Here is a 25,600-nt window from a genome sequence, read left to right on the forward strand (position 1 = left end):
TCAGCCTCACTGACGTCTCGAATTAATGATAATTTTCACGTTCTAAAATCTGCAACTTCAAGTTAATTGGGTATAAATTGAGTAATAAAAGAGTGTGATGTTAATGGCTGGAAGAACGATAAATTGTCATCTCGAAGCGACAAAGGGGCTATCCGTGATCTGCTTTTGAATGTTTGAGTGCCACAAAAAAGCCGCAACGAGTGCGGCTTATATTTTGGTTTCTTGAATTAATAAAAATTCAGTTCTAAAAATTAGGAGTTAACCCGTGTTACGCATACCAGCCGCAATACCTGCGATGGTCAACATCAACGCTTCTTCTAGTTCAGGAGATGGGTTGTCTGTTTTACGGGTACGGTATAACAACTCTGCTTGTAGCATGTTGAGTGGCTCTACGTAGGTGTTACGCAAACGAATAGACTCAAGTCCCCATGGGTCGTTTTGCATCAAGTTCTCGTTGTTTTCCACGTTTAGTACCGTGACGATATCTTTTTGCAATTGCGTACGTAAACGTTCACCTAACGGCCATAAAGATTCATCGGTTAGACGGTGATCGTAATAGCGTGAAATGTCGATATTACATTTCGAGTACACCATTTCGAGCATGCCTAAACGAGTTGAGAAGAATGGCCATTCACGACACATTTCTTCTAGCATCGCTTGGTGGCCTTTATCAATAGAGTATTGAATCGCTTCACCTGCACCAAGCCAAGCAGGTAGCACTAGGCGGTTTTGACTCCATGAGAAAATCCACGGGATCGCACGTAAGCTTTCTACACCACCATTTGGATTACGTTTTGCTGGGCGAGAACCTAACGGTAATTTACCTAATTCTTGCTCTGGTGTAGCAGCGCGGAAATAAGGAACGAAATCTGGTTCACCTTGCACAATGCCACGATACGCTTCACACGATACTTCCGATAATACATCCATCAGATCGCGCCATTCTTGTTTTGGTTCTGGAGGCGGAAGTAAATTCGCCTCTAAAATGGCGCTGGCGTATAAATTAAAGCTGTTGACTGCAACATCAGGTAAACCCAATTTGAAGCGGATCATTTCACCTTGCTCGGTTACTCGTAAGCCGCCTTTTAAGCTGCGTGGTGGTTGAGAAAGTAATGCAGCATGCGCTGGTGCTCCGCCGCGTCCTACTGTACCACCACGGCCGTGGAATAAAGTTAAGTCGATGCCTTCAACATCCGACACTTTCACTAATTTATCCATGGCAGCGTATTGCGCCCAACCTGCCGACATTACGCCCGCATCTTTGGCTGAGTCAGAGTAACCAATCATTACCATCTGGTGGTTGTTAATGAAGTTTCGGTACCATTCCAGCGAGTACAGTTGCTTCATTACGGTTTCTGAATTATTTAAATCATCTAAGGTTTCGAATAATGGGCACACATCCATGCGGAATTTGCAGCCACATTCTTGCAAGAGTAAGTGAACCGCTAAAACATCAGAAGCAGTACGCGCCATCGAAATCACATAAGCGCCAAATGCCTCACGCGGATGGTCTGCCATTACTCGGCAGGTATCTAATACTTCTTGTACTTCAGGCGATGGTTGCCAATTACGAGGCAACAGTGGACGTTTTGAGCTCAGTTCTTTAATTAAGAATGCAACTTTTTCATCTTCAGACCATTGGGCGTAATCACCGATTTCAAGGAAGCGTGTCATTTCAGAGATAACATCGGAGTGACGCGTACTTTCTTGACGAATATCCAAGCGAACCAAATGTATACCAAACGCTTTAACACGGCGCAGAGTATCAACAATCGTACCTTCAGCAATAATGCTCATGCCACATTCGCGTAACGATTGGTAACATGCGATTAGAGGTTCCCATAATTGATCAACACTGGTTAACGTCGGCAGATTAGGGACATCTTCACCATTAATTTTTGCTTCTAAAACGGTACAAGTATTAACCAATAAAGTTCGTAAGCCTTTTAATATCGCACGATATGGTTCGTGTTGATCGCCGGCTAAATCACGAACTTGTTGGTTACATTGAACCATTGATAGTTCAGTGATTAACTCTTGAATGTCACCTAAGAATAAATCTGCGGCTTTCCAGCGAGAAAGGAGCAACACTTCTTGCGTGATTGGGTGGGTAACATTTGGGTTACCGTCGCGATCACCGCCCATCCAGTTGGTAAAGTGTACAGGGCGAGCATCAATGGCTAGGCCTTCACCAATGTAGCTTTTCACACGATCATCAAATTCACGTAAGAAAGCTGGGACGGCTTCCCATAATGAATTTTCGACGACTGCAAAGCCCCATTTAGCTTCATCAAGCGGAGTTGGACGTTGTTGGCGAATTACATCTGAATGCCAAGACTGTGCGATTAAACCTTCTAGGCGACGTTCGGTTTTTAGACGCTCACGAGGAGAAAGATCACTGTGTTCTAATTGGGATAAACACTTGTTGATTTTGACCAGTTTATTGATCATGGTGCGACGAGCAATTTCAGTAGGGTGCGCCGTTAATACTAGCTCTATGTTGAGCTCTTTGATTGCTTTTGCGGTTTGCTCTTTGCTGATTTCGTTGTTGGCTAATTTACCAAATAATGTATTAATTGCATCGGGTTCACATACATGCTCTTCACAATGGCGTGAAATAGTATGATATTGCTCTGCAATGTTGGTCAGGTTTAGGAACTGACTAAAAGCGTGGGCGACTGGGGTTAATTGATCATTCGGCAAGTTTTTGATTTCTTCGATCAAATCTTCACGCTCTTGGCTACCAGCCGTAGCGGATTTTGAAAGCTTACGGATCGTCTCAACTTTCTCTAATATAGCATCACCATGCGCCTCTTGAATGGTGTTACCGAGGATCTCACCAAGCATTCGTACGTTGCTTTTTAGTGCATCATATTTTTCGTTCATTTTTAACACTACCTTGTAAAAAAATTACATCCATTGTTCTCGTCTCGACCCCAATCTAGCGAATTTATTTGCACTGAGTCAAATTTTTACGTGCTTTAAATAAATAAAAACGCTTCTGATTGATGTCGATCAGATACTAAGTACTCAATCCTTGAGTGGTGTATTACTCGGACTTAGGGTCATAAATCGGTTTTCTTTAAAAGCAAAACTGGTGAATTGATTTGGACAATACTTTAATCGTTGGATCAATAAACTCAAAGGCCAAAAATTCATCCGGCTGATGCGCTTGATCGATAGAACCGGGCCCTAATACTAAGGTTGGACACACATCTTGTAAGAATGGCGCTTCGGTGCAGTAATTGACGGTTTCAGAAGGCATCTCACAAATTTTTTCCATGTCGGCAATGAAAGGATGATCGTGTGAGCACTCATAACCGGGAATGGCTTCATGCAATGGAGTGATATCGATTCGACCGGGCCATTTGGCTTGCACTTCTTTTAATGCTGAGCGCAACATATTATCGAGCCCATCTAAACTGATTCCGGGTAATGGGCGAACGTCATAGTGCAGTTCACAACAGCCACAAATTCGGTTAGCACTGTCGCCCCCATGAATATGCCCCAAGTTTAAGGTTGGGCTTGGAATTGAAAATCCTGGGTGATGATATTCTTTGACTAGCTTATCGCGCAGTTGCATTAAGGCAAATAACACTTCATTCATAATCTCAATGGCATTCACGCCAAGGGCTGGATCTGAAGAGTGACCTGATTTTCCTGTGACGCGCACCGCATTGGCAACATGACCTTTATGGCCACGAATAGGTTTTAAGCTGGTGGGCTCACCAATAATGCAGTAATCGGGTTTATAGGGAGCGCCATCGACTTGGCATAATTCTGTGAAGTGACGCGCGCCAAGCATGGTGGTTTCTTCATCACAAGTTGCCAGTACATAAAGAGGCTTGGTTTGCTTACTCCAATCAACGCCCTTAACCGCTTCAATTATAAAGGCAAAGAAACCTTTCATATCCGCAGTACCTAAACCATAAAATCGATTATTGGCTTCGGTGAGTTCGTGGGGGTTAAAGCTCCAGCGACCTTCATCAAAAGGCACGGTATCGGAATGACCTGATAACAATAAGCCTCCAGTTCCTTGGCCTTTTTTGGCGATCATGTTGTGCTTGCCTGGTTCGACTTCGATCACATCTACATCAAAATTAAGGTCTTTAAACCATTGCGCTAATTTTTCGATAACCTTGACATTGCCTTGATCCCAAGCTGGATCGGTGGAGCTAATCGATGATGTTGAAATTAAGCCACTATAAACTTCGATAAAATTTGGAATCGACATATTCTGCTTCCTTACAAATACTTTATAGGTCTTTATACCCGTCTTATTTTTTAAGCTGCAGCTTGTTGGCTACGTCACTTACCGCCTAGCTGAAGATTAAATTATTTTGGGTAGATTATGGTCTGGTTTTGTTTGTTGTTGACAAAAAAGCCACAAAACGATAAAACATATTAAATCATTATTTGTGAATAAAAAATCAAATAATGTCGAAATTTGAGTATATATAGTCATCAAAAGGTTGTATCTTAGAAGACAAGATACAAACAAAGCTTACGACAGCTTTTCATATGACTAGATTTCTACTACGGCTAGTTTTTGAATATGGCTAACTTTTTAATATGGACAGTTAAAATATGTTAAAAACCGCAATTGTTGGTGCCAGTGGTTATACCGGTGCCGAACTCGCTTTAATGGTTAACAAGCACCCTGAACTCACGCTATCAGGTTTATATGTTTCTGCCAACAGTGCCGATGCAGGTAAGCCAATTTGCCAATTGCACGGTAAATTACAAGGTATGATTGATATGCCTGTGCAGCCTTTAACTTCAGTCGAAGAGGTTGCCAAGCAGTGTGATGTGGTTTTTTTAGCGACCGCCCATGAAGTGAGTCATGATTTAGCGCCGACTTTTTTAGAAAATGGCTGTGTGGTTTTTGATTTGTCCGGTGCTTATCGTGTACAAGCGGAGGGGTTCTATCCTCAATATTATGGCTTTGAACACACTAACTCAAAGTGGTTAGATAAAGCCGTGTATGGCCTTGCTGAGTGGAATGAAGATGCAATTGTTGGCGCCGATTTAATTGCCGTTCCGGGTTGTTATCCAACCGCCTCTCAATTGGCGATTAAACCGCTGATCGAATCTCAGTTGATCGACTTAAACCAATGGCCTGTGATTAATGCAACCAGCGGCGCTACTGGCGCTGGCCGTAAAGCAACGATGAACAATAGTTTTTGCGAAGTGAGCTTGCAGCCTTATGGCGTCTTTACTCATCGTCATCAACCAGAGATTGCGAGTCATTTGGGCTGTGATGTTATTTTTACTCCACATCTAGGTAATTTCAAACGCGGCATTTTAGCTACTATTACGATGAAGCTAGCTGATGGCGTTAATGAAGAGCAAGTGTCGGCTGCTTTCGAGCAAGCGTATCAAGGTAAACCGGTCGTTCGTTTACAGAAAGATTTACCCAAGCTGCAAAATGTTGAAAATACGCCGTTTTGCGATATTGGTTGGAAAGTGCAAGGCCAGCATGTGATCGTTGTATCGGCGATTGATAATTTGCTGAAAGGCGCGTCTAGCCAAGCGATGCAGTGTTTAAATATTCGTTATGGTTTTCCAATGCTTACCTCATTGGTTTAGGAGTTCATAATGAATATGACTGAATCAGTGAATAGCTCTCCTGTACTTAAGCCTTTGGTGATTAAATTGGGCGGAGCGGTGCTTTCTGAGCTTGATACATTGGCTTTATTATTCAAGGCGATAGCCGAATATCAACATCAAGCAGACCGTGAAATCGTGATTGTGCATGGTGGCGGTTATTTAGTTGATGAGTTGATGGATAGGCTGCAACTAGAAACGGTTAAGAAAAATGGTTTACGTGTTACACCATTTGAGCACATTAATTACGTTTCAGGTGCCTTGGCTGGAACGGCTAATAAATTATTGCAAGGTCAGGCGATGAAGCTTGGTTTGAATACAGTTGGTTTGAGTTTAGCCGATGGTGGCTTATGTCAAGTGAGTCAAATTTCAGATGAGCTTGGTGCGGTTGGTGAAGCAAAAGCCGGCAATACAACGGTATTAAAGGCAATATTGAAAGCGGGTGCATTACCAATCATCAGCTCAATCGGTCTTACTGCTCAAGGTCAACTTATGAATGTAAACGCGGATCAAGCCGCCGTTGCAGTCGCGACAACCTTGGATGCTGAGCTAGCTCTACTTTCAGATGTTAGTGGCGTGCTAGATGAGAATAAACAATTAATCGCTCAACTTGATCAAAACCAAGCGGATAGATTGATCGAGCAAAAAGTGATCACCGATGGCATGATAGTAAAAGTTCAAGCGGCACTTGATGCCGCCAATGAGTTAGGTCGTGCCATTGAAGTCGCTAGCTGGAAAAGTCCTGAAAAATTAACGCAATTATTTGCAGGTAACAGCATAGGAACACGTTTTTACCCTTAACCTGTCATATTTGACGCTGCAGCTTTGTTAGCTACTTTAATTCACCCCAATCACCTAGACGCTAGACTCATGGGGCTGAACTATCTTGCCGCCTCACTGCAACGCCAACTATTTAGGGTTAAATTAGGATTTAAGTAAATTATTATCCATGGAATGTCATACCAAAATTAAAGGGATTCCAAGGAAGGCAAATACAAACTTTTGGAGAAGTACAATGGGCAAGTTAAGTGTAGATAAAGCAAGTGTAAATAAAGTCGTTGTTGCCTATTCTGGTGGCCTAGATACGTCCGTGATCATTCCGTGGCTGAAAGAAAACTATGGCTGTGAAGTGATCGCGTTTGTGGCCGATGTTGGTCAAGGTGCAGAAGAGCTAGTGGGCATCGAAGAAAAAGCCATCGCATCGGGCGCATCAGAATGCTATATCGCCGATCTTAAAGAAGAAATGGTGGCTGACTATATTTACCCAACACTTAAAACGGGTGCGCTTTATGAAGGTAAATATCTTCTAGGTACTTCAATGGCTCGTCCAATCATTGCCAAAGCACAAGTTGAAGTGGCGCGTAAAGTCGGCGCTGATGCTCTGTGTCATGGTTGTACTGGTAAAGGTAATGACCAAGTTCGTTTTGAAGGCGCATTTGCAGCGCTTGCTCCTGATCTACATGTGATTGCTCCATGGCGTGAGTGGGATCTTGTGAGCCGTGAAGAGTGTTTAGATTACCTTGCTGAGCGTAATATCCCGTGTACTGCTTCTCTTACTAAAATTTATTCTCGTGATGCAAACGCATGGCACATCTCAACTGAAGGTGGCGTGCTAGAAAATACTTGGAACGCACCAAATGATGATTGCTGGGCATGGACGGTAGATCCTGAGCTTGCGCCAAATGAAGCGGAATATGTATCACTAAAAGTAGAAAAGGGCGAAGTCGTAGCCGTTGATGGCGAAACTATGACGCCTTATAACGCTTTGGTTTACTTAAATGAAAAAGGTGTAAAACACGGTGTTGGTCGTATTGATATCGTTGAAAACCGTTTAGTCGGCATGAAGTCTCGTGGTTGTTATGAAACTCCAGGAGGCACGATTATGATGGAAGCATTACGTGCGGTTGAGCAATTGGTTCTAGATAAAGCATCATTTGAATTCCGTGAAGAGCTAGGCGTAAAAGCCTCTCACCTTGTTTATGATGGCCGTTGGTTCACTCCACTATGCAAATCACTGCTTGCTGCGACTGAAGAGTTAGCACAAGATGTGAATGGTGACGTTGTGATTAAGTTGTACAAAGGACAAGCGACTGTGACGCAAAAACGTTCGGATAACAGCTTGTACTCTGAAGAGTTTGCAACCTTTGGTGATGATCAAGTATATGACCAAAGCCATGCGGGTGGTTTCATCCGTTTGTATTCTTTAGCGAGCCGTATTCGTACATTGAACGCTGCGAAAAATAAATAACACACATAATAAATACCGTTATTGCAGGATCTCACTTTTCATTTACCAGTGACGAAGAGTAGCGGTGATAATAACTAAGAATATATACTCGAAGTCATTGGAGTTGCAGTGAGGCGGCAAGATCGTTCAGCCCCATGAGCTTAGTTTACTAAGTGAGTGGGGTGGGCGAGCGTAGCCAACAAAGCTGCAGCTTCAAGTACGATGAGGATGAGCAGGAGAGACACCAATGGCATTATGGGGCGGAAGATTTACCCAAGCAGCAGACACTCGGTTTAAGCAATTTAATGATTCATTACGCTTTGACTACCGATTGGCTGAGCAAGATATTGTTGGGTCGATTGCATGGTCCAAATCTTTGCTTTCAGTCAATGTTATTACCGAGCAAGAACAACAAAAATTAGAATTAGCGCTGAACGAATTAAAGTTAGCGGTAATGGAAAATCCAGAACAAATTCTACAATCGGATGCGGAAGATATTCACAGTTGGGTCGAAACTCAGCTAATTAACCGTGTTGGGGATTTAGGTAAAAAACTTCACACTGGTCGTTCTCGTAACGACCAAGTGGCGACGGATTTAAAACTTTGGTGTCGTCAACAAGGTCATCAATTATTAATGGCACTTGACCGTTTGCAGACTCAAATGGTATCGGTCGCGCGCGCACATCAAGAAACCGTTCTTCCTGGTTATACTCATTTGCAACGCGCTCAACCTGTGACATTTGCGCATTGGTGTTTGGCGTATGTTGAAATGCTAGAGCGTGATTACTCTCGTTTATCCGATGCGATTAAACGTCTTGATACTTGTCCGTTAGGATCTGGCGCATTAGCGGGTACTGCCTATCCGATGGATCGTGAGCAACTTGCCCACAACCTTGGTTTTCGTCGTGCCACTCGCAACAGTTTAGATTCGGTTTCTGATCGTGATCATGTGATGGAGTTGATGTCGATTGCCTCTATCTCCATGTTGCACCTTTCTCGCCTTGCTGAAGATATGATTTTCTACAACTCGGGTGAGTCTGGCTTTATTGAATTAGCGGATACTGTGACCTCTGGATCTTCATTAATGCCACAAAAGAAAAACCCAGATGCACTAGAGTTGATCCGAGGAAAAACCGGTCGTGTTTATGGCTCACTAGCTGCCATGATGATGACAGTGAAAGCACTACCATTAGCGTACAACAAAGACATGCAAGAAGATAAAGAGGGCTTATTTGATGCGCTCGATACTTGGAATGATTGCATGGAAATGGCAGCATTGTGTTTCGATGGCATTAAGGTCAATGGTGAGCGTACATTAGAAGCCGCCAAACAAGGCTACGCCAACTCAACAGAACTGGCCGATTACTTAGTTGCCAAAGGCATTCCTTTCCGTGAAGCGCACCATATTGTTGGGGTTGCAGTGGTTGGGGCGATTGCTAAAGGGTGTGCATTAGAAGAGTTATCACTGGAAGAGCTAAAAGAGTTTTCAGCGGTGATTGAAGATGATGTTTATGCCATTTTAACCATTGAGTCTTGTTTAGAGAAGCGCTCAGCCTTAGGTGGCGTATCACCAAAACAAGTCAACTATGCGGTTAATCAAGCGCAAAAACGTTTAGAAAAACGGGATACTTCAGGGGTGAAAGTGCGCCCTGCTCGTTTAACCGATATTGATGCACTAGAAGGCATGGTGACTTACTGGGCTGGTCTTGGTGAAAATCTACCTCGTAGCCGAAATGAATTGATTCGAGATATTGGATCGTTCGCCGTCGCTGAGCATCAAGGGGAAGTAACGGGTTGTGCCTCACTCTATGTTTATGATTCAGGATTAGCAGAAATTCGCTCACTCGGAATTGAGGCGGGCTGGCAAGGCCAAGGTCAAGGCGCCGCAATTATTCAGCACCTAGTGTCTAAAGCAAAACAAATGGCAATCAAGAAAGTTTTTGTATTGACTCGTGTGCCTGAGTTTTTTATGAAGCAAGATTTCATTCCGACTTCAAAAACCCTATTGCCTGAAAAAGTATTAAAAGATTGCGACCAGTGCCCACGCCAACATGCGTGTGATGAAGTGGCATTAGAAGTGAACTTAAATGAGCAAGTTATTGTTCGTGTGAGTGTCGCTTAATAGTGCATTGTTATGGATATATGGGAGTTTTCCTCTTTATCACTAATTAAATCATGATATTAGAAATCTAAACTTTGACCTAAATGTGACGTATAATGACACCCAAGCTAATTCATTGGCTTGGGTGTTTTCATATTCCCATCAATTATTTATTGATTATTCAGTCTGCCGATAAGTTAGCTCATTTTGCTACTTTATTGGTATCTAAAACGCTTAACGCTATTATCATAAAAGATGTACGCTTACATCGTTCGATAAGTGAAGTGTTGGTGTATTCTATTTATTCTGTGTGACTTTTTCAAAGGTGTGCGATTTGAACCTTGATTTTCTTCATGTTGGTTTGCCGATATCCGATTTAATTGTTGGTGCATCCTTGTATTTTCCTCCGATGTTTAAAGCTTTTTTACTTGGCGGTGTTGTGTGGGCAGGGATACATCGAGTACTCAGAAATTGGATGTATTCCGGTGAGGTATGGCATCCAACATTAATGGATTTATCGTTGTTCGTTTTGTCTGTGTTTAGCGCTTTATTATTAATCATAAGATTCTCTTGATCCTAGGTGTCGGAAATGAAATTTAAAACCTTGAAATATTTTTCAACTTTGGTTGTTTTTGCGGTTGCAGTGAGCGCTGGTTGGTGGATGTGGAATTATTATATGCAGTCGCCATGGACCCGTGATGGCAAAATTCGAGCCGATGTGGTTGATATCGCCGCGAGGGTCAATGGTGTCGTACAAACTCTCGATGTTGAAGAGAATCAGTTTGTTAAAAAAGGCGACTTGCTGATGACTATCGATCCAGAACCTTTTCTGATTGAAATCAATGAATCGAAAGCGGCGATGGAAACGGCTCGAGTGACGGCTGAAAATGCACAGCGCGAGTATGTTCGTCGCCGTAATATGAAAGCGAGCGCTATCTCTAAAGAGGAGCTGGAATTGTCTCAAAGTAATGCACAAGCAACGGCTGCACAATACAAGCAAGCTCAAGGCGCCTTAGCAAAAGCTAACTGGGAACTGAGCCAAACGAAAGTCTATGCTCCCGTTGATGGGTATATTAGTCACCTTAAAGTGCGCGAAGGCCGTTATGCATTGCTTGGTATTGCACTTATTGGTTTGATTGATGCTAATTCATTTTATGTGCAAGGTTATTTTGAAGAAACAAAACTAAAAAACATTAAGGAAGGTAGCCAAGCTGATATAACGTTGTTTTCTTCAAATCAAGTGCTCACGGGTAAAGTAAGCAGTATTGGTCGTGGTATTGTGGATCAAAGTGAGATGGATTCATCAGAACTATTAGCTAATATCAAGCCTAATGTTCCTTGGGTTCAATTGGCTCAACGTGTTCCTGTTCGGATTAAACTGACTAATATACCAAAAGATTTACGCCTTATTGCCGGTACAACATGCAGCATTTCTATTCACTATTAATGAGACAATTATGAGTTTTCATTGGTTAGAATGGTCAAATACTCCTTGGGGAAAAGCGACTTCGTTTCAGTGGCGCTATGCCGTACGAAATGGGTTAGCGTTGACCCTTGCTTTATATGTGGCACTTTTATTACAGTTAGATCAGCCTTATTGGGCGCTAACTTCGGCTGCTGTCGTGAGTTTTCCGACTTTTGGTGGAGTGATCAGTAAAAGTTTAGGCCGCGTATTTGGTAGTTTGATCGGGGCATATGCGGCTTATCACATTGTTGGCTATACATTAAGTGATCCTTGGCTATTAGTTTTTTATATGTCGGCCTGGATGGCGTTATGCACTTATGTTGCCAGTCATTATGAAAATAACGTGTCTTATGCCTTTTCACTCGCAGGGTACACCGCAGCAATTATTGGTTATAGCTTAGTTAACACTACGGATACACATTTGTTATTTGAAGTGACTCAAGCTCGCGTATGTGAAGTTATTGTTGGGATTTTATCTGGCGGGATCATGATGATGATTTTACCAAGTACTTCTGACGGGGTGACGTTAATCAGTACGCTACGACAAATGCAAACTCAGTTGCTTGATCATTTTGAGTTATTATCTCATCCAGATGCTTATCATCCTGATGTGATAAACCCAGAAATGAATACCAAGATTCGCTTGTCACATGAAATTGTGATTGGCAAAATTTTATCCATGAACTTGCTTAGAATTCAGGCGTATTGGAGTCACTACCAACTTCGTTATCAAGACAGTTATTTGAACCATCTTCTTCAACAACAGTTGCAAATGACCAGCCATATATCAGGCTTACGACGCATGTTAGTCAACTGGCCTCACCCTCCTGAGCATTTAGCCGCTGTGATACAAGAAATATTACAAGGTTTTAAACAAGGAGAGTTTGATCAATATAGTTTGTCGAAAAAACTTGCTGAAATAAAACCGACCGAAAATTCCGATTATCGTCATCATGCTTTTTGGTCTCGTTTTACGAAGTTTTGTAAATTATATTTGCGCTCTTCAGAAACCTTGCAAAGTATTGAAAGCACCTCTCAAGGCCAGCAGCGAGCTTTAGGTGTTATTCCTAAAACAAGCCGTGTTCGTCGCCATACTGATACAATAGAAGCGCTTTATAATGGTTTCAGAACCTTTATTTGTCTATTTTGTTGCTGTGCTTTTTGGATAACATCGCAATGGGAAATGGGGGCTGGGGCTGCCACATTAGCCGCGGTGAGTTGCATTTTGAATGCTACTAGCCCTGCACCTTTTGTTGCAATTTCAACTATGTTTCGTTCTGTTTTATTACTTTGCGTTGCCATCTTTTTGGTGAAGTTTGGCCTTATGATACAAATCAGTACCTTCACTCCCTTTGCTATTTTGCTTTTTATTACCATTACGACTATGGAACTTTTCAAGGTTCAATCGAAGAAAAATGCTGGCTTATGGGCACTATTAATCGTATTTATGGGAACATTTCTCTCGATAACGAATCCCCCAACCTATGATTATGGAAGCTTTGTTAATACTAATATCAGTATGATTGTTGGGATTTTATTTTCTGCAGTGGCATTTAATATTTTTAGACCAAGCTCTGATCGCCGTAAAGGATTAAGGATTGCTAAGGCCTTACGCCGAGACTTTCTAATGCAGCTAAAACGTAAGCCTATAATGGATAACTTTGAGTTTGAATCTTTGGTGTATAACCGAATTAACCGCTTAAGCCAAAGCAAAGATGAATGTACTCGACTTGGTCTATTACGTTTAGGCGTGGTGACATTAAACTGCCATCTTATTGTATGGCAGTTTCGCGATTTGCACTCTAAAGAGGCGATGGCGGTTAGTCGAGATATTCAGGCTAATCTGTATAAGGTTATTGACTCGATAAAGATTAAGCAAGCTTGGTTTACCGCAAATGACTGGCAATATCATTATTCACATGATGAAAATATATTCAACGAATCATTAGCGAATTTACTGGCTTTGAGTGAGTCGTTATCGGTGAAAAATCAAATGGCTCTAGCTGGAATGTGTTGGCGTTTGTACTGTTGCTTATTGCAATTAAAGCAAGTGGAGCTACCTCAAGACGATAAACAATTTGAATTGCAAGTTGAGTAATATCTTACTGATAAATGTCTTTGAGTATTACCAGTTAGTGGTGGTACGCGTTGAAAGTTTGGTGTGAACACTAACACCAAGCTTTGAATTAATATAAAACTAATAAATCAGCTTCATTGGTTTCTAGATCGTGCCATAACTCCCCACCCATCAGTAATAGTATGGCTTTATTCGTATAAGCCCCCAATCTGATTTTTTTAAAATTCGTCATTATTTTTTTCATCAGCTTTTCCTTTGTTATTGTAGATATTATGGGATAAAAAATTTGATAGCCCTAGTCGTTTGGTGTTATCGTTTTGATAGTTATTATCTATGAAGGAAAGATCGTGAATATTCGAGACTTTGAGTACTTGGTAGCATTGGCTGAACATAAACACTTTCGTAAGGCTGCGGAAGCTTGCTTTGTCAGTCAACCAACCTTGAGCGGACAAATTCGTAAATTAGAAGATGAGCTTGGAACATCTTTACTTGAACGCAGCAGCCGTCGAGTGCTTTTCACTGATTCTGGTTTGCAACTCGTTGCTCAAGCAAAACGTATTTTGAGTGAAGTGAAAACCTTTACTGATATGGCAAACTTGCAAGGTAAAGAGATGAGTGGGCCGCTGCATATAGGTTTTATTCCTACGGTTGGACCTTATCTGTTACCTAAAATTATTCTGCCGCTTAAGCAGGCTTTTCCTGATTTAGAATTGTTTTTACATGAAGCTCAGACCAATCAGTTGATCCGTCAGTTAGAAGAAGGACGGTTAGATTGTTTGATCTTGGCGTCGGTTGCTGAAACCGAGCCCTTTATTGAGCTGGATATTTTTGAAGAACCATTAACCTTAGCAGTGCCTGAGACACATGAATGGGCGAAGCTTGACCAAGTTGACTTACAGCAATTGAGTGGTAGAACGGTGCTGTCTTTAGGGGATGGACACTGTTTGAGGGATCAGGCGCTTGGTTTCTGTTTTGCTGCTGGTGCACGTGATGATGATCGCTTTAAAGCCACCAGCTTAGAGACGCTGCGTAATATGGTTGCAGCAGGAGGTGGGATCACATTATTGCCTCAACTGGCTATCCCTATTGAGAAAGTGAAAGACGGGGTGTGTTATTTACCTGCGGTGAATCCTACACCCTCACGAAAACTGGTGCTGGTTTATCGCCCAGGTTCACCGTTGAAAAAGCGCTTTCAGCAGTTGGCAACATTTATTAGCCAACAGATAAGTTAATACTCGTTAATGAGTGAATTGATATAAATAAAAAATGGCCTCTATCATTAGAGGCCATTTTATTAACATTGTTATAGGATATTAACGAAAGTTGATATCTCCAGAATTAGAATAAGCTGTCGCCATCTTCATCTTCAGTATACAAGTTATTGGTTGCAGCATCGGGTTCATATTCTGTTGGTTGAGTCCCTACCGCAAAATATTCCCACATCGATGAATTATCATTTTTATGTGTTAATAAACCACTTTCACGGTCAATACGCACACGAATAATACCCTCAGGTAATTGCAGATCTTTTTCAGGGACATCTTTCAATGCCACTTTCATAAAGTTCACCCATGCTGGTTGAGCAGTTGTACCACCTGACTCGCCACCATTGTATTGCTCTTTTCGTGTGAAGTTAGGATTTGCACCTGTATAGCCAAGTGGTCGATTCGCTTGGTCAAATCCAACCCAGGTCGTGGCGACAATACCGGGGCCGTAACCGTTATACCATGTATCAATCGAGTCATTGGTTGTACCGGTTTTGCCACCGATATCACGGCGTTTGAGTGCTTGACCACGCCAGCCTGTACCATTCCAACCTGTCTTATTACTCCATAAGCCACCACCCCAAATATTGCTGTACATCATTTGACGTACTAGGAATGCTGTCTGTGGTGAAATGATTTTTTCGGCGTAATTTGGCTCTTCTTGGGTACCTTCGTTATCAATGGTAATTGGGTCATGTGAGCAATCAGAGGTGCAAACACGAGTCGGATTGGCTCTGAACAGTAATTCGCCATAAGGATCATTAACATGATCAATATAGAAAGGTTTTACATAGTAACCACCGTTGGCAAAAGCGGCGATACCTTGCGCCATTTTGATTGGGGTCAAGCTACCAGCGCCAAGTGCTACGGTTTCTGAATGCGGCAGTTTTTCTGGGTCAAAACCAAAGCGAGGTAAGTAGTCCAGCACATCATCTAAACCAACACGGCGCAGTGTACGAACCGCCATGACGTTTTTTGATTGCGCTAATCCACGACGAAGCATGGTTGGTCCTAAGTAAACTGGTGGAGAGTTCTTCGGTCTCCATGCTGTGCCTTGTCCTTTATCCCATTGATTAATCGGTGCGTCATTAACTAAGGTCGCAAGGGTTAATCCTTTATCAATGGCCGATGAGTAAATGAACGGTTTAATACTTGAACCGACCTGACGCTCTGCCATGGTGGCTCGGTCAAACTTACTGTGGGTGAAGTTAAAGCCACCGACTAAAGATAGAACCGCGCCATCATCTGGGTTTAGTGCGACAAAAGCGGTATTAACAATAGGCACTTGGCTAAGTTGCCACGTCATTACTGGCTGTGCATCCTTGGCTTTTTCAGCTGCTTTCGCATTATCCGTCTCATCGTCAGTTGTTGCTGTATCGTCTGACGCTTCGGTTGGTACGGCTACTGGTTCTTCATGTAATACGCCAAAGGGACGAACCCAAATAGCTTGACCAACTGCGAGAATATTTGATGCTCTCGACGGTGGTGGACCTTGGTATTTATCATTGTAATATTTACGCGCCCATTTTAGTCCATCCCATTGAATAGTCTGTGATCCGCGATGCTTGATGTAGACCGTTGCAGATTGGTTATTAACACTGGTGACGATGGCAGGGTGCACCAAACCAAAGGTTGGTTGTTTATTTAAATATGCATCCATTTCATCTTGAGATAGAGCAGACTGATCTTTCTTCCACAATTCAGCGGTTGCACCACGATAACCATGTCTCTCGTCATAATTAAATAAGTTACCTATAGCCGCTTCGTTGGCCGCTTCTTGTAAATCAGACTTAACCGTTGTGTAGATCTTCATACCAGAAGAATAAGCATCATCACCATATTTTTTTACTGCCCAAGAGCGAGCAAGTTCAGCAACATACGGGGCATTAACTTCAATTTTTTCGCCGTGATACTTTCCATCAATTGGTTCGGCATCTGCTTCATCAAATTCGGCTTGTGTGATGTATTTTTCATCAAGCATACGAAGTAATACAACGTGTCGGCGTGTAGTGGCACGATCGATAGAGTAAATCGGATTCATGGTTGAAGGGGCTTTTGGTAGGCCGGCAATAATGGCCATTTGTCCTAACGTGAGATCTTTAGGTGCTTTGCCAAAATAGGTTAATGATGCGGCACCGACTCCATAAGAGCGATAGCCTAAATAAATTTTATTTAAGTACAGCTCTAAAATTTCGTCTTTATTTAAAACTTGCTCAATATGAATAGCGATAAAGATTTCTTTAATTTTACGTATGATCTTTTTGTCATTGGTGAGGAAGAAATTTCGAGCAAGCTGCTGGGTGATAGTACTTGCGCCTTGTTTGGCATGACCAGAAATAGCGACAACCAAAGCAGCACGAGTGATCCCGATTGGATCAATACCATAGTGAGAATAGAAACGACTATCTTCTGTTGCGATGAAAGCTTCCCTCATTTGTATAGGAATATCATCGAGTTTCAGCGGTATGCGTCGTTTTTCACCGAACTGAGCAATTAGCTTATCGTCTTGACTGAAAACTTGCATTGGGGTTTGTAACTGCACGTCTTTTAACGTTGCGACATCTGGGAGCTGAGGTTTCAGGTAAAAATAAAACCCAAAAATTGTTGTCACTCCAAGAATAATGCAAATTAATGAAAATATAAGCAATGGCTTTATGAACTTCACCGGATATTCCCTGATTGTATGAGGATGTGTTGATATAAACACCTGTACAGTAGGCGTCATATTAGCATAACGCTAAATAAATTCGTTCTTAACTTTATTCCAATTTTTTTAAGAGTACGAATATTCTAGTTGGAGCCTAGGTAAATGGGTAAATCTGTTGTTACAGGCATAGATATTGGTCATCACAGTATTAAAGCGGTCGTGATGAAATCAGCCGGAGATCAGTTTGAACTGGTGAGTTATAAAGAACTACCAGTTACGGAAGGTATTTTTTCAGAAAACCATACCTTTAGTCATCAGAGTATTGTTAAAAAATTAAAAGAATTAAAAGAATTAAAAAAACACTTACCTTTGCTGTCTCGCCAAGTTTGTTTATCACTTCCTGATAATGCTGTTATTAGTAAGGTTTTACATATTGATAGTGAGTTAGAAGGTAGAGAGAAAGAATTTGCTATTTATCAAGTATTCGGCCAGCAATCGCCATTTCCGATTGAAGATCTAAGTTTAGATTATGTTCAAGTGGATCAAGACACCTTAAAGCGTAGCGCTACAGCAACCTATCAAGTTTATGCCACGCGTAAAGAAGTTGTCGAAAATCGAATTGATATGCTTAAAAAATCGGGATTAAAACCGATAGCTTTTGATTTGCAGTCTCATGGGTTATTACGCGTTTGGCAATTGGCTTCGCAACAAAACGAAGAAAAACAATCTTGGTTATTGGTGGATATTGGATTGACTCAAACCTCTCTTTGTATTCTTCCACAAGGGCGTCCAGCTTATTACAAAGATTTGCCTTATGGTTTGAATAATAAACCAGTTTCTCTTGCTATGGCATCGTTACAGGACCAGGAAATTACTGCTACCGATATTAATGACCATACGGATGAATTTATTTCCGAGTTAGTCGAGCGTTTGACCCGTCAAATTAGTTTGTATGGTTCGGTCAACCAGCAGAAAAAAATTGAAGGTATCTGGTTGACTGGTGGTGGGGCCTGTATTGCTGGAATAGAGGACGCACTGACGCAACAATTGCAGTTGCCGGTAGATGTATTAAATCCATTTCAGTTAGTTCAGTAGCATCAGAATAAAAATAAAGACATAGATGCAGAAGCTTGCATTTTTAGTGTTGCAACAGGTTTAGCCATTCGTGGTTTGCAGTGGCAAAGGAGGGGAAATGTTGCATGACATTAATCTCTTGCCGTGGCGAGAAGAGAAAAGGCAAGAATACAAGCAGCGTTTTTACGGCATGGTTGTTCTTGGTGTGCTGGTAGCGATTGGATTGCAGTGGTTTGGCAGTTTGTATATTGATCATCTTAAGACTCAACAAAAGGCTCGGAATCAACAATTACAAGCTTATGTTCAAGAGTTAGATAAACAGTTGATTAATTTAAAAGCCATTGAAGCTAAACATAAGTCGATTTTGACTCGTTTGCGCTTGGTTGAGTCATTGCAAAATGAGCGAAATAAAACCACCGATTTTATGAATCTCATGCCGGAGCTTGTTCCTGAAGGCGTTTATGTCGATAAGATGAAAATGAATGGGCGAGATGTTGAAATTGGTGGGATAAGCGACAGTACCGCACGTTTGGCGACCATGTTGGATAACTTTGAAAATTCCGCTTGGCTGATGAATATAGAGATGCATTCGATAGTGTCTGGAAAGGTGGTTTTTGGCAAAAAATTTCAAACAGTTAAGGTGTCATTTCGATTTGAATCAAAGCCACTTGAAGTCGGTTTAGATAAACCCTCCTTGAAGGGAGCTAAATAATGATCGATTTTCGTGATTTAGATTTTGAAGAAATGCCTGAATGGCCAGTACTCCCGCAAATGCTCATCATTGGAGCGTTAGTTGTTTTGTTGCAACTGTTTGGCGCGTGGTTCTATTTGATGCCTCAGCACGATGAGCTGGAGCAAATTCGACAACAAGAAGTGACATTAAAAAGCTCTATTCGAATAAAAGCGATTAAGGTTGCTGCATTGCCACAGCTGCAAGCCCAATTGAATGAATTAAACACTCGTTATGAATTTTTACTTAAGTAACTACCAGTACAAAAAGAACTCGCGAGCATGTTGTCATCGGTGAACGATTTAGGTCTTAAAAATAGTTTGTCATTTACTCGTGTCGATTGGGGGGAGAAGCAAGTGCAAGAGTTTTTGTATCGATTACCTCTCAATATTGAATTGACCGGAAATTACGACAATATCGGCCAGCTCTCAGAGGCTATTGCGACGTTGCCTCGAATTATTAGCTTACATGATGTGGAATGGAATCGCGTGAGCCAAGAAAGTTCAACATTGCACTTTAGGGTGAGGGCGTATACCTATCAGTTTAAACCTGAGGAAACTAAGAAATGAGGACATATTGGGTTCTAGTCGCTTCAATATTATTAATTGGGTGTGAACAAGAAGGCGGCTCTATTCCTGCATTTATTTCTCAAGTTGAAAGTCAATCACGTAAAGAAATAGCGCAGCTCACCCCTGAAGCCGTTTTTAGTGCCACGACTTATCAAGCCCAAATTGAGCGCTCTCCCTTTGTCTTACCTGAAGTGGCTGTAATTGCCAATCAACCTAGAGCGAAACAAGATTGTTGGCAACCAGGTTCTAGAAATAAAACCGGGATATTGGAGACTTTTTCATTAGATAAACTGCATCTACGCGGTGTGATGGGAAACAAAAACAATATTTCAGGTTTAATTCAGACGCCAGTGGGAAGTGTGGTGAAAGTCCAGCAGGGGGAATATGTGGGGTTAAACAACGGCCGTGTGGCAGAAGTTACCTCAAAATATATTTTAATTAAAGAAACCTTGCCTGATGGTCTGGGCTGTTGGCTGCAGCGTAGCGTCAAGCTTGCGCTGAAATGATGATTTCAACCTATTAACAATTTATTGAGTACTTAAGATATGTGTAAAGGATTGAGTTGTACTGGTTTGGATAAGCCATTTTTATTATTAAGTTGGGCTATTGCATGTTTATTATTGGTTAGCCAAACCGTTTCTGCAGCACCCAAGTATACGCCAGCATCGAATGTTGCTGATAATCTCTCTGTAGATAAAGGGTTCAAAACTGAATTCGAAGGGTTGGATTTTCGTCTCAATAAGCAAAAAGAAGCCGTCATTATTGTGAAGCTTTCTTCCTCAGCTTCTGCAGTGGATATTAAAAAAAATACGGAAGGTTTGGATATTGAATTACTTTATACCGCAGTTAAAGATGATGATCTTTATGTTATTGACGTAAAAGATTTTTCAACTGCAGTGAGCACTGTTGAGGTCTTTCATAATGGAGACAATACTCGTTTACAAGCTTATGTCAGTGGTGAGTTCACCTATGACTATCGCTTAAAAGGTAAACTCTTAGAAATCACGGTCAGTGAAATACAACCGCCAGTGGCTGGCAGTATTACAAAAAGCAAAAATGCTTTAGATGCTGATAACAAATTAATGTCGATTAATTTTCAAGACATCCCGGTTCGAAATGTATTACAGCTTATTGCAGATTATAACGGTTTTAATTTAGTAGTTTCGGATTCAGTTGCTGGTAACTTAACCTTGCGTCTAGATGGCGTACCTTGGCAGCAAGTATTAGATATTATTTTACAAGTTAAAGGGCTCGATAAACGTGTAGAAGGAAATGTGGTGTTAATTGCACCAAAATCTGAATTAGATGAACAACAAAAGAAACGTTTAGAGCAAGCTCGTTTAGAAGATGAGCTGGGTGATCTGTCATCTGAGTTATTAAAAATCAGCTTTGCTAAAGCCTCGGATATTGCGGGTATGATTGGTGGAGAAGGTGAAGTCAGCATGTTATCGAGCCGTGGTAATATTACGGTTGATGAAAGAACTAACTCACTACTTATCAGAGACTTGCCATCTAATATTGATATTATCAAAGGTATTGTTGAAGCGCTTGATATTCCAGTCAAACAAGTACAAATAGAAGCCCGGATTGTGACGGTTAATGAAGGTAATTTACGTGATTTAGGGGTACGTTGGGGGGTGGCAAGTACAAATGGTAATTTTTCAACCAGTGGCAGCCTTGAAAGCACGTCAGCACAGGCGGGAATTGCCAGTGGTCGAGATGATATTGATTTTGCTGGTGGTGGTGATACAACGACTGGGTTGGATGACTTTTTAAATGTGAACTTAGCCGCGACCAGTGGTAATGCATCGAGTATTGCATTCCAGGTGGCTAAGCTGGGTTCTGATACGTTGCTAGATTTAGAGCTATCGGCACTACAAAGTGAAAATAAAGCGGAGATCATTTCAAGTCCTCGTTTGATCACCACTAATAAGCAACCAGCGTATATTGAACAAGGTACTGAAATTCCCTATTTAGAAGCATCATCGAGTGGCGCAACGTCGGTGAGTTTTAAAAAAGCAGTGCTTAGCTTGAAAGTAACGCCACAAATCACACCCGATAATCGTTTAGTTTTAGATCTAAGTGTGACTCAAGATAGACCTGGCGCGGTAGTGAAAACTGGCGATGGAGAGGCGGTTGCAATTGATACACAACGCATTGGTACTCAAGTGTTAGTTAACAATGGTGAAACAGTCGTATTGGGTGGGATTTATCAACACTCAGTACAAACGAGTGTCGATAAAGTGCCACTCTTAGGGGATATTCCATATTTAGGCGCTCTATTTCGTCGTAGTTATGAAAACTATGGTAAGAGTGAGTTATTGATATTTGTGACTCCCAAGGTTGTTATACAATAGTTATACTCGTCGCACTTGAGTTGCATTTTTGTTGGCGAAATATAACGTAATATGAAAATCAATTATGAGTGTGATTTTATCGATGTCTATCGACAAGATATGAAATAAATAAAATTAAAGTTGCATTAGTGGCACCATACTTAGATAATTTCAGGTCTGATCACGAATTATCTGTGAGGAATTTGGTGCCACAGTGATATCCAGTAGGGTCTCCCGACAATATTAGGGGGATGTAGTCTTGCGATATCGGATGGCAATGTCATTAAATTAACGTTGAATTACTGCTAAACATGGCCGAAAAACGCAATATTTTTCTTGTTGGCCCAATGGGTGCCGGCAAAAGTACAATTGGTAGATATCTAGCTCAGCAACTTCATATGGAGTTCCTAGATTCTGACACTGTTATTGAACAACGAACTGGTGCAGATATCAGTTGGGTATTTGATGTTGAGGGTGAAGCGGGTTTTCGTATCCGTGAAGAAGCCGTTCTCGACGATTTGACCCAAGAACAAGGTATCGTACTGGCAACTGGTGGTGGATCAGTAATCAGTAAAGATAACCGAAATCGTTTATCTGCACGTGGTGTTGTCATTTATCTTGAAACCACAATTGAAAAGCAATTAGCACGAACAAATCGTGATAAAAAGCGTCCATTACTTCAAACTGAACAACCACGTGAAGTATTAGAAGCATTAGCTCAAGACCGTAACCCTCTTTATGAAGAGATTGCTGATTATACGATTCGTACTGATGACCAAAGTGCAAAAGTGGTCGCAAACCAAATCGTAAAAATGCTAGAAGAGAGTTAATCTTTTATCTAAGGAGACCCTACCATGGAACGGCTCAATGTAGAGCTCGGTGAGCGCAGCTATCCTATCTCGATTGGCGCTGGATTATTAAGCGATCCAGCGCTTTTCTCTTACTTAAAACCGAATCAAAAAGTGGTCGTGATCAGTAATGTCACGGTCGCTCCTTTATATGCCGATCTTTTAATTTCAACTCTGCAAACTTTAGATTGTCATGTTGATTTATTGTCTTTACCGGATGGCGAGCAATATAAAACACTCGATACCTTTAATACAATTATGAGCTATCTACTGGACGGTAATTATAGCCGTGATGTTGTGCTGGTAGCTTTGGGTGGTGGTGTTATTGGGGATTTAGTCGGATTTGCTGCTGCGTGTTATCAGCGTGGTGTCGATTTTATTCAAGTGCCGACGACCTTACTTTCTCAAGTCGATTCATCTGTTGGTGGGAAAACGGCGGTTAATCATCCGCTTGGTAAAAATATGATCGGGGCTTTTTATCAGCCCAAATCCGTCATTATTGATACCAATTGCTTAGCATCTCTACCAGCAAGAGAATTTGCTGCCGGTATGGCGGAAGTGATCAAATACGGCATTATTATCGATTCGGACTTTTTTGATTGGCTTGAATCACATACCGATGCGTTGAATCAATTAGATGAAGATGCGTTGATTTATGCGATTGCTCGTTGTTGTCAAATAAAAGCCGATGTTGTTTCACAAGATGAAAAAGAATCCGGTATAAGAGCATTACTTAATCTTGGCCATACTTATGGTCATGCGATTGAAGCTGAAATGGGGTATGGCAATTGGTTGCATGGCGAGGCGGTTTCCGCTGGAACCATGATGGCGGCTAAAACATCCTTATTACGTAATTTGCTGAATGAACAGCAAGTCCAACGCATTGAAGCTTTATTACTTAAAGCGAAGCTACCAACCCAAACACCAAGTTCTATGGTTTATGCTGATTTTATTAAGCATATGATGCGAGATAAAAAGGTGCTGGCGGGTCAATTAAGATTAATCCTTCCAACTGGAATTGGTAAAGCTGAAGTGATGGGTGATACCTCAACAGAGGTTATTGCTGAAGCTATTGAGTTATGTCGTTAAAATGCGGTGACTAAAAGCTCTGACAAGATATTTACGAGATTATTAATGACGGCTTTAGTATGTTGGTTTTAAGCTTTACTGACATATTTAAAATATGATTATGTTTTACTTTGACTTAATAATAACTACTGAGCTGTATTACCGTGAGTGAGAAAACAATGGGTCCTGATTTAGAATTAGAGTCACAAACGCAGTTATTAGGCGGTTTACAGCTGTTCACTCAGTTTAGTTCTAATCTTATTTATGTAGAAGGTCATCCAGGTTCTGGTAAATCATGGTTAGCTCAGCGCTTTTTAAATACAGATAAAGAAATACAAACATTATCATTTTTAATGTGTTTATTATCTCAAACGGCCGATCAGCAGCGCAGTGTGCTTATGGGACAGTTATTAGCGGATAGCTTTTGTATTGGTGAGGAATCTTTAGCACAAAATTTAAAAACTTATCGACAAGATCAGGAGTGCAGTGCGACCTTAATTGTTGATGATGCCGAGTTGTTAGCCAATGATTTATTACATGAGCTATGTGAGTTAGTGCTTGTTGCTCAGGGTAATCCGTTATGGCAAATCAATGTAATTATGTTTGCTAAGCCAAATTTCGTCGAAGCAGTTTTGGGTGTTATATCACCTATCCCAGAAATTAAATCACTCATTATTTCTCCATTGACGGATGATGAGGCCCAGGTTTTTTTGGAAAAACGGGTATTACGAAATGCTAAGAAGGAAAAAGAGCGAACGGCTGTTTATTTGGCTGCCGAGAAAATAGAAAACTGGCCTGCAGACTTACTTGCATTAGCTGATGAGCATCACCACTCTTCACATTGGGTTCGCCGTATTTTAATGACGTTGATCGTCTTGTTGATTGCAATGGGGAGTTGGTCATGGTGGACAAGTTATCAGTCTAGGGTTTCAGATGATAAAAATGATGTCATACTGGAATCTTCAGAGCAATCGAGTTCTTTAGACCAAACCAAGCAAATAAAATCCATATCGGATAATGTTCCCTCTGCTGATTCGGTTATTTCTTCGACTGGCTCTGCATCTGAAAATGATGAGAAAGTTCTTCCTCAATCGGTTACAACAGAGACCGTTACTGTCGGTGATGAAGATATTAACCAACAAAAAAGGGTAGTTATCCCCTCTAATGTGGTTGATGCTTTAGTCGATGGCGATAATTCTGTCGGTAGTAATCAAGCAGTCGCCACGAGTGATGTTACATTTGAATCTACACCTAACTCTTCAGCGAAGAACATAACTAAAATTACTCTAGATTCTAAGGCATTACTTTCGGTTTCAGAAGCCCGCTATACTCTGCAACTTGCAGCCTTTACCACACAAAAAGAAGTGGTGGGATTTATTAATCAATTTGAACTGCAAGACCAAGTGCGAGTTTATCGTACTGTCCGCAATCAAAAAGAATGGTTTATTATCACGTATCAAGACTTTGACACTATTCAACAAACTCGCGACGCCGCTCAGGAACTTCCACTTAATTTACAAAAAGAATTACCGTGGCCAAAATCGATGGCACAAGTGCATCAAGAGATTAAACGTGCGAAATAACCC

At 41.3% G+C, this 25,600-nt stretch carries 18 protein-coding genes and 2 pseudogenes; 17 read left to right on the plus strand and 3 right to left on the minus strand.

Translation table 11 applies throughout. From position 1 onward, the window contains the following. Positions 1-258 precede the first annotated feature (258 nt). Both ppc and argE read right to left on the minus strand, forming a co-directional pair. A complete protein-coding gene (gene ppc, locus FH976_RS07970; protein WP_194090343.1) occupies positions 259-2,886 on the minus strand; it encodes a phosphoenolpyruvate carboxylase in 2,628 nt (875 codons plus the stop codon). Positions 2,887-3,082: 196 nt separating this feature from the next. Continuing rightward, on the minus strand, positions 3,083-4,234 hold the full coding sequence (gene argE / locus FH976_RS07975; protein WP_194090344.1) for an acetylornithine deacetylase: 1,152 nt from the start codon (positions 4,232-4,234) through the stop codon (positions 3,083-3,085). Positions 4,235-4,587: 353 nt separating this feature from the next. Between argE and argC the strand changes: the two genes are divergently transcribed. The 9 genes from argC (at position 4,588) to oxyR (ending at position 14,709) form a co-directional block, all read left to right on the plus strand. Beyond that, on the plus strand, positions 4,588-5,589 hold the full coding sequence (gene argC, locus FH976_RS07980; RefSeq protein ID WP_194090345.1) for an N-acetyl-gamma-glutamyl-phosphate reductase: 1,002 nt from the start codon (positions 4,588-4,590) through the stop codon (positions 5,587-5,589). A 15-nt stretch (positions 5,590-5,604) separates the two neighbouring features. Then, the gene (argB, locus tag FH976_RS07985; RefSeq protein ID WP_194090386.1) at positions 5,605-6,408 is read left to right on the plus strand and encodes an acetylglutamate kinase; all 804 of its coding nucleotides are present in this window, start codon (positions 5,605-5,607) and stop codon (positions 6,406-6,408) included. Positions 6,409-6,622: 214 nt separating this feature from the next. After that, positions 6,623-7,855, plus strand: a complete 1,233-nt coding sequence (locus FH976_RS07990; protein WP_194090346.1) for an argininosuccinate synthase — start codon at positions 6,623-6,625, stop codon at positions 7,853-7,855. Between the two features lie 226 nt (positions 7,856-8,081). Then, complete coding sequence (gene argH, locus FH976_RS07995; protein WP_194090347.1) at positions 8,082-9,956, plus strand: argininosuccinate lyase; 1,875 nt, start codon at positions 8,082-8,084, stop codon at positions 9,954-9,956. A 95-nt stretch (positions 9,957-10,051) separates the two neighbouring features. Further along, a complete protein-coding gene (locus FH976_RS08000) occupies positions 10,052-10,249 on the plus strand; it encodes a hypothetical protein (RefSeq protein WP_194090348.1) in 198 nt (65 codons plus the stop codon). A gap of 20 nt (positions 10,250-10,269) precedes the next feature. Then, positions 10,270-10,509, plus strand: a complete 240-nt coding sequence (locus tag FH976_RS08005) for a DUF1656 domain-containing protein (protein ID WP_194090349.1) — start codon at positions 10,270-10,272, stop codon at positions 10,507-10,509. Positions 10,510-10,524: 15 nt separating this feature from the next. Further along, a complete protein-coding gene (locus tag FH976_RS08010; RefSeq protein WP_194090350.1) occupies positions 10,525-11,382 on the plus strand; it encodes an efflux RND transporter periplasmic adaptor subunit in 858 nt (285 codons plus the stop codon). Between the two features lie 10 nt (positions 11,383-11,392). Next, positions 11,393-13,498: an FUSC family protein gene (locus FH976_RS08015; protein ID WP_194090351.1), complete on the plus strand. Its 2,106-nt coding sequence runs from the start codon at positions 11,393-11,395 to the stop codon at positions 13,496-13,498. Positions 13,499-13,824: 326 nt separating this feature from the next. Continuing rightward, entirely contained in the window at positions 13,825-14,709 is an 885-nt protein-coding gene (gene oxyR / locus FH976_RS08020) for a DNA-binding transcriptional regulator OxyR (RefSeq protein ID WP_194090352.1), read from the plus strand. Between the two features lie 106 nt (positions 14,710-14,815). Here oxyR and FH976_RS08025 read toward each other — a convergent pair whose 3' ends face one another. Then, positions 14,816-17,407 carry a penicillin-binding protein 1A gene (locus FH976_RS08025; protein WP_194090353.1) on the minus strand — a complete coding sequence of 864 codons (2,592 nt, stop codon included), beginning with the start codon at positions 17,405-17,407 and terminating at the stop codon, positions 14,816-14,818. Between the two features lie 144 nt (positions 17,408-17,551). On the opposite strand from FH976_RS08025, the pseudogene pilM reads away from it, so the two are divergent. From pilM to FH976_RS08065, 8 genes and pseudogenes are all read left to right on the plus strand, one after another. Next, positions 17,552-18,592, plus strand: a pseudogene (gene pilM / locus FH976_RS08030) (type IV pilus assembly protein PilM). Further along, on the plus strand, positions 18,582-19,175 hold the full coding sequence (locus FH976_RS08035; protein ID WP_194090354.1) for a PilN domain-containing protein: 594 nt from the start codon (positions 18,582-18,584) through the stop codon (positions 19,173-19,175). Before pilM ends, FH976_RS08035 begins: the two are co-directional and overlap by 11 nt. Then, positions 19,175-19,762 (plus strand): annotated as a pseudogene (locus FH976_RS08040) (type 4a pilus biogenesis protein PilO). Before FH976_RS08035 ends, FH976_RS08040 begins: the two are co-directional and overlap by 1 nt. Beyond that, positions 19,759-20,268, plus strand: coding sequence for a pilus assembly protein PilP (locus tag FH976_RS08045; protein WP_194090355.1), 510 nt, complete (start codon positions 19,759-19,761; stop codon positions 20,266-20,268). Before FH976_RS08040 ends, FH976_RS08045 begins: the two are co-directional and overlap by 4 nt. Positions 20,269-20,307: 39 nt before the next feature. After that, a complete protein-coding gene (locus tag FH976_RS08050) occupies positions 20,308-22,119 on the plus strand; it encodes a type IV pilus secretin PilQ (RefSeq protein WP_194090356.1) in 1,812 nt (603 codons plus the stop codon). Between the two features lie 290 nt (positions 22,120-22,409). Then, positions 22,410-22,928: a shikimate kinase AroK gene (gene aroK, locus FH976_RS08055; protein WP_194090357.1), complete on the plus strand. Its 519-nt coding sequence runs from the start codon at positions 22,410-22,412 to the stop codon at positions 22,926-22,928. A 24-nt stretch (positions 22,929-22,952) separates the two neighbouring features. Beyond that, the gene (gene aroB / locus FH976_RS08060; protein WP_194090358.1) at positions 22,953-24,035 is read left to right on the plus strand and encodes a 3-dehydroquinate synthase; all 1,083 of its coding nucleotides are present in this window, start codon (positions 22,953-22,955) and stop codon (positions 24,033-24,035) included. A gap of 158 nt (positions 24,036-24,193) precedes the next feature. Continuing rightward, positions 24,194-25,597: an SPOR domain-containing protein gene (locus tag FH976_RS08065; RefSeq protein WP_194090359.1), complete on the plus strand. Its 1,404-nt coding sequence runs from the start codon at positions 24,194-24,196 to the stop codon at positions 25,595-25,597. Positions 25,598-25,600 lie beyond the last annotated feature (3 nt).

The sequence above is a fragment of the Vibrio hibernica genome (genome assembly GCF_015223435.1).
Classification (GTDB): Bacteria; Pseudomonadota; Gammaproteobacteria; order Enterobacterales; family Vibrionaceae; genus Vibrio; species Vibrio hibernica.

Bases quoted from the DNA above. Each gene is read 5' to 3' on its own strand.
- FH976_RS08015 (WP_194090351.1), top strand. From the start codon at position 11,393: ATGAGTTTTCATTGGTTAGAATGGTCAAATACTCCTTGGGGAAAAGCG.
- argH (WP_194090347.1), top strand. From the start codon at position 8,082: ATGGCATTATGGGGCGGAAGATTTACCCAAGCAGCAGACACTCGGTTT.
- FH976_RS08010 (WP_194090350.1), top strand. From the start codon at position 10,525: ATGAAATTTAAAACCTTGAAATATTTTTCAACTTTGGTTGTTTTTGCG.
- FH976_RS08035 (WP_194090354.1), top strand. From the start codon at position 18,582: ATGTTGCATGACATTAATCTCTTGCCGTGGCGAGAAGAGAAAAGGCAA.
- aroB (WP_194090358.1), top strand. From the start codon at position 22,953: ATGGAACGGCTCAATGTAGAGCTCGGTGAGCGCAGCTATCCTATCTCG.
- argC (WP_194090345.1), top strand. From the start codon at position 4,588: ATGTTAAAAACCGCAATTGTTGGTGCCAGTGGTTATACCGGTGCCGAA.
- FH976_RS08050 (WP_194090356.1), top strand. From the start codon at position 20,308: ATGTGTAAAGGATTGAGTTGTACTGGTTTGGATAAGCCATTTTTATTA.
- argB (WP_194090386.1), top strand. From the start codon at position 5,605: ATGACTGAATCAGTGAATAGCTCTCCTGTACTTAAGCCTTTGGTGATT.
- FH976_RS07990 (WP_194090346.1), top strand. From the start codon at position 6,623: ATGGGCAAGTTAAGTGTAGATAAAGCAAGTGTAAATAAAGTCGTTGTT.
- aroK (WP_194090357.1), top strand. From the start codon at position 22,410: ATGGCCGAAAAACGCAATATTTTTCTTGTTGGCCCAATGGGTGCCGGC.
- argE (WP_194090344.1), bottom strand. From the start codon at position 4,234: ATGTCGATTCCAAATTTTATCGAAGTTTATAGTGGCTTAATTTCAACA.
- ppc (WP_194090343.1), bottom strand. From the start codon at position 2,886: ATGAACGAAAAATATGATGCACTAAAAAGCAACGTACGAATGCTTGGT.
- FH976_RS08045 (WP_194090355.1), top strand. From the start codon at position 19,759: ATGAGGACATATTGGGTTCTAGTCGCTTCAATATTATTAATTGGGTGT.
- FH976_RS08065 (WP_194090359.1), top strand. From the start codon at position 24,194: ATGGGTCCTGATTTAGAATTAGAGTCACAAACGCAGTTATTAGGCGGT.
- FH976_RS08000 (WP_194090348.1), top strand. From the start codon at position 10,052: ATGACACCCAAGCTAATTCATTGGCTTGGGTGTTTTCATATTCCCATC.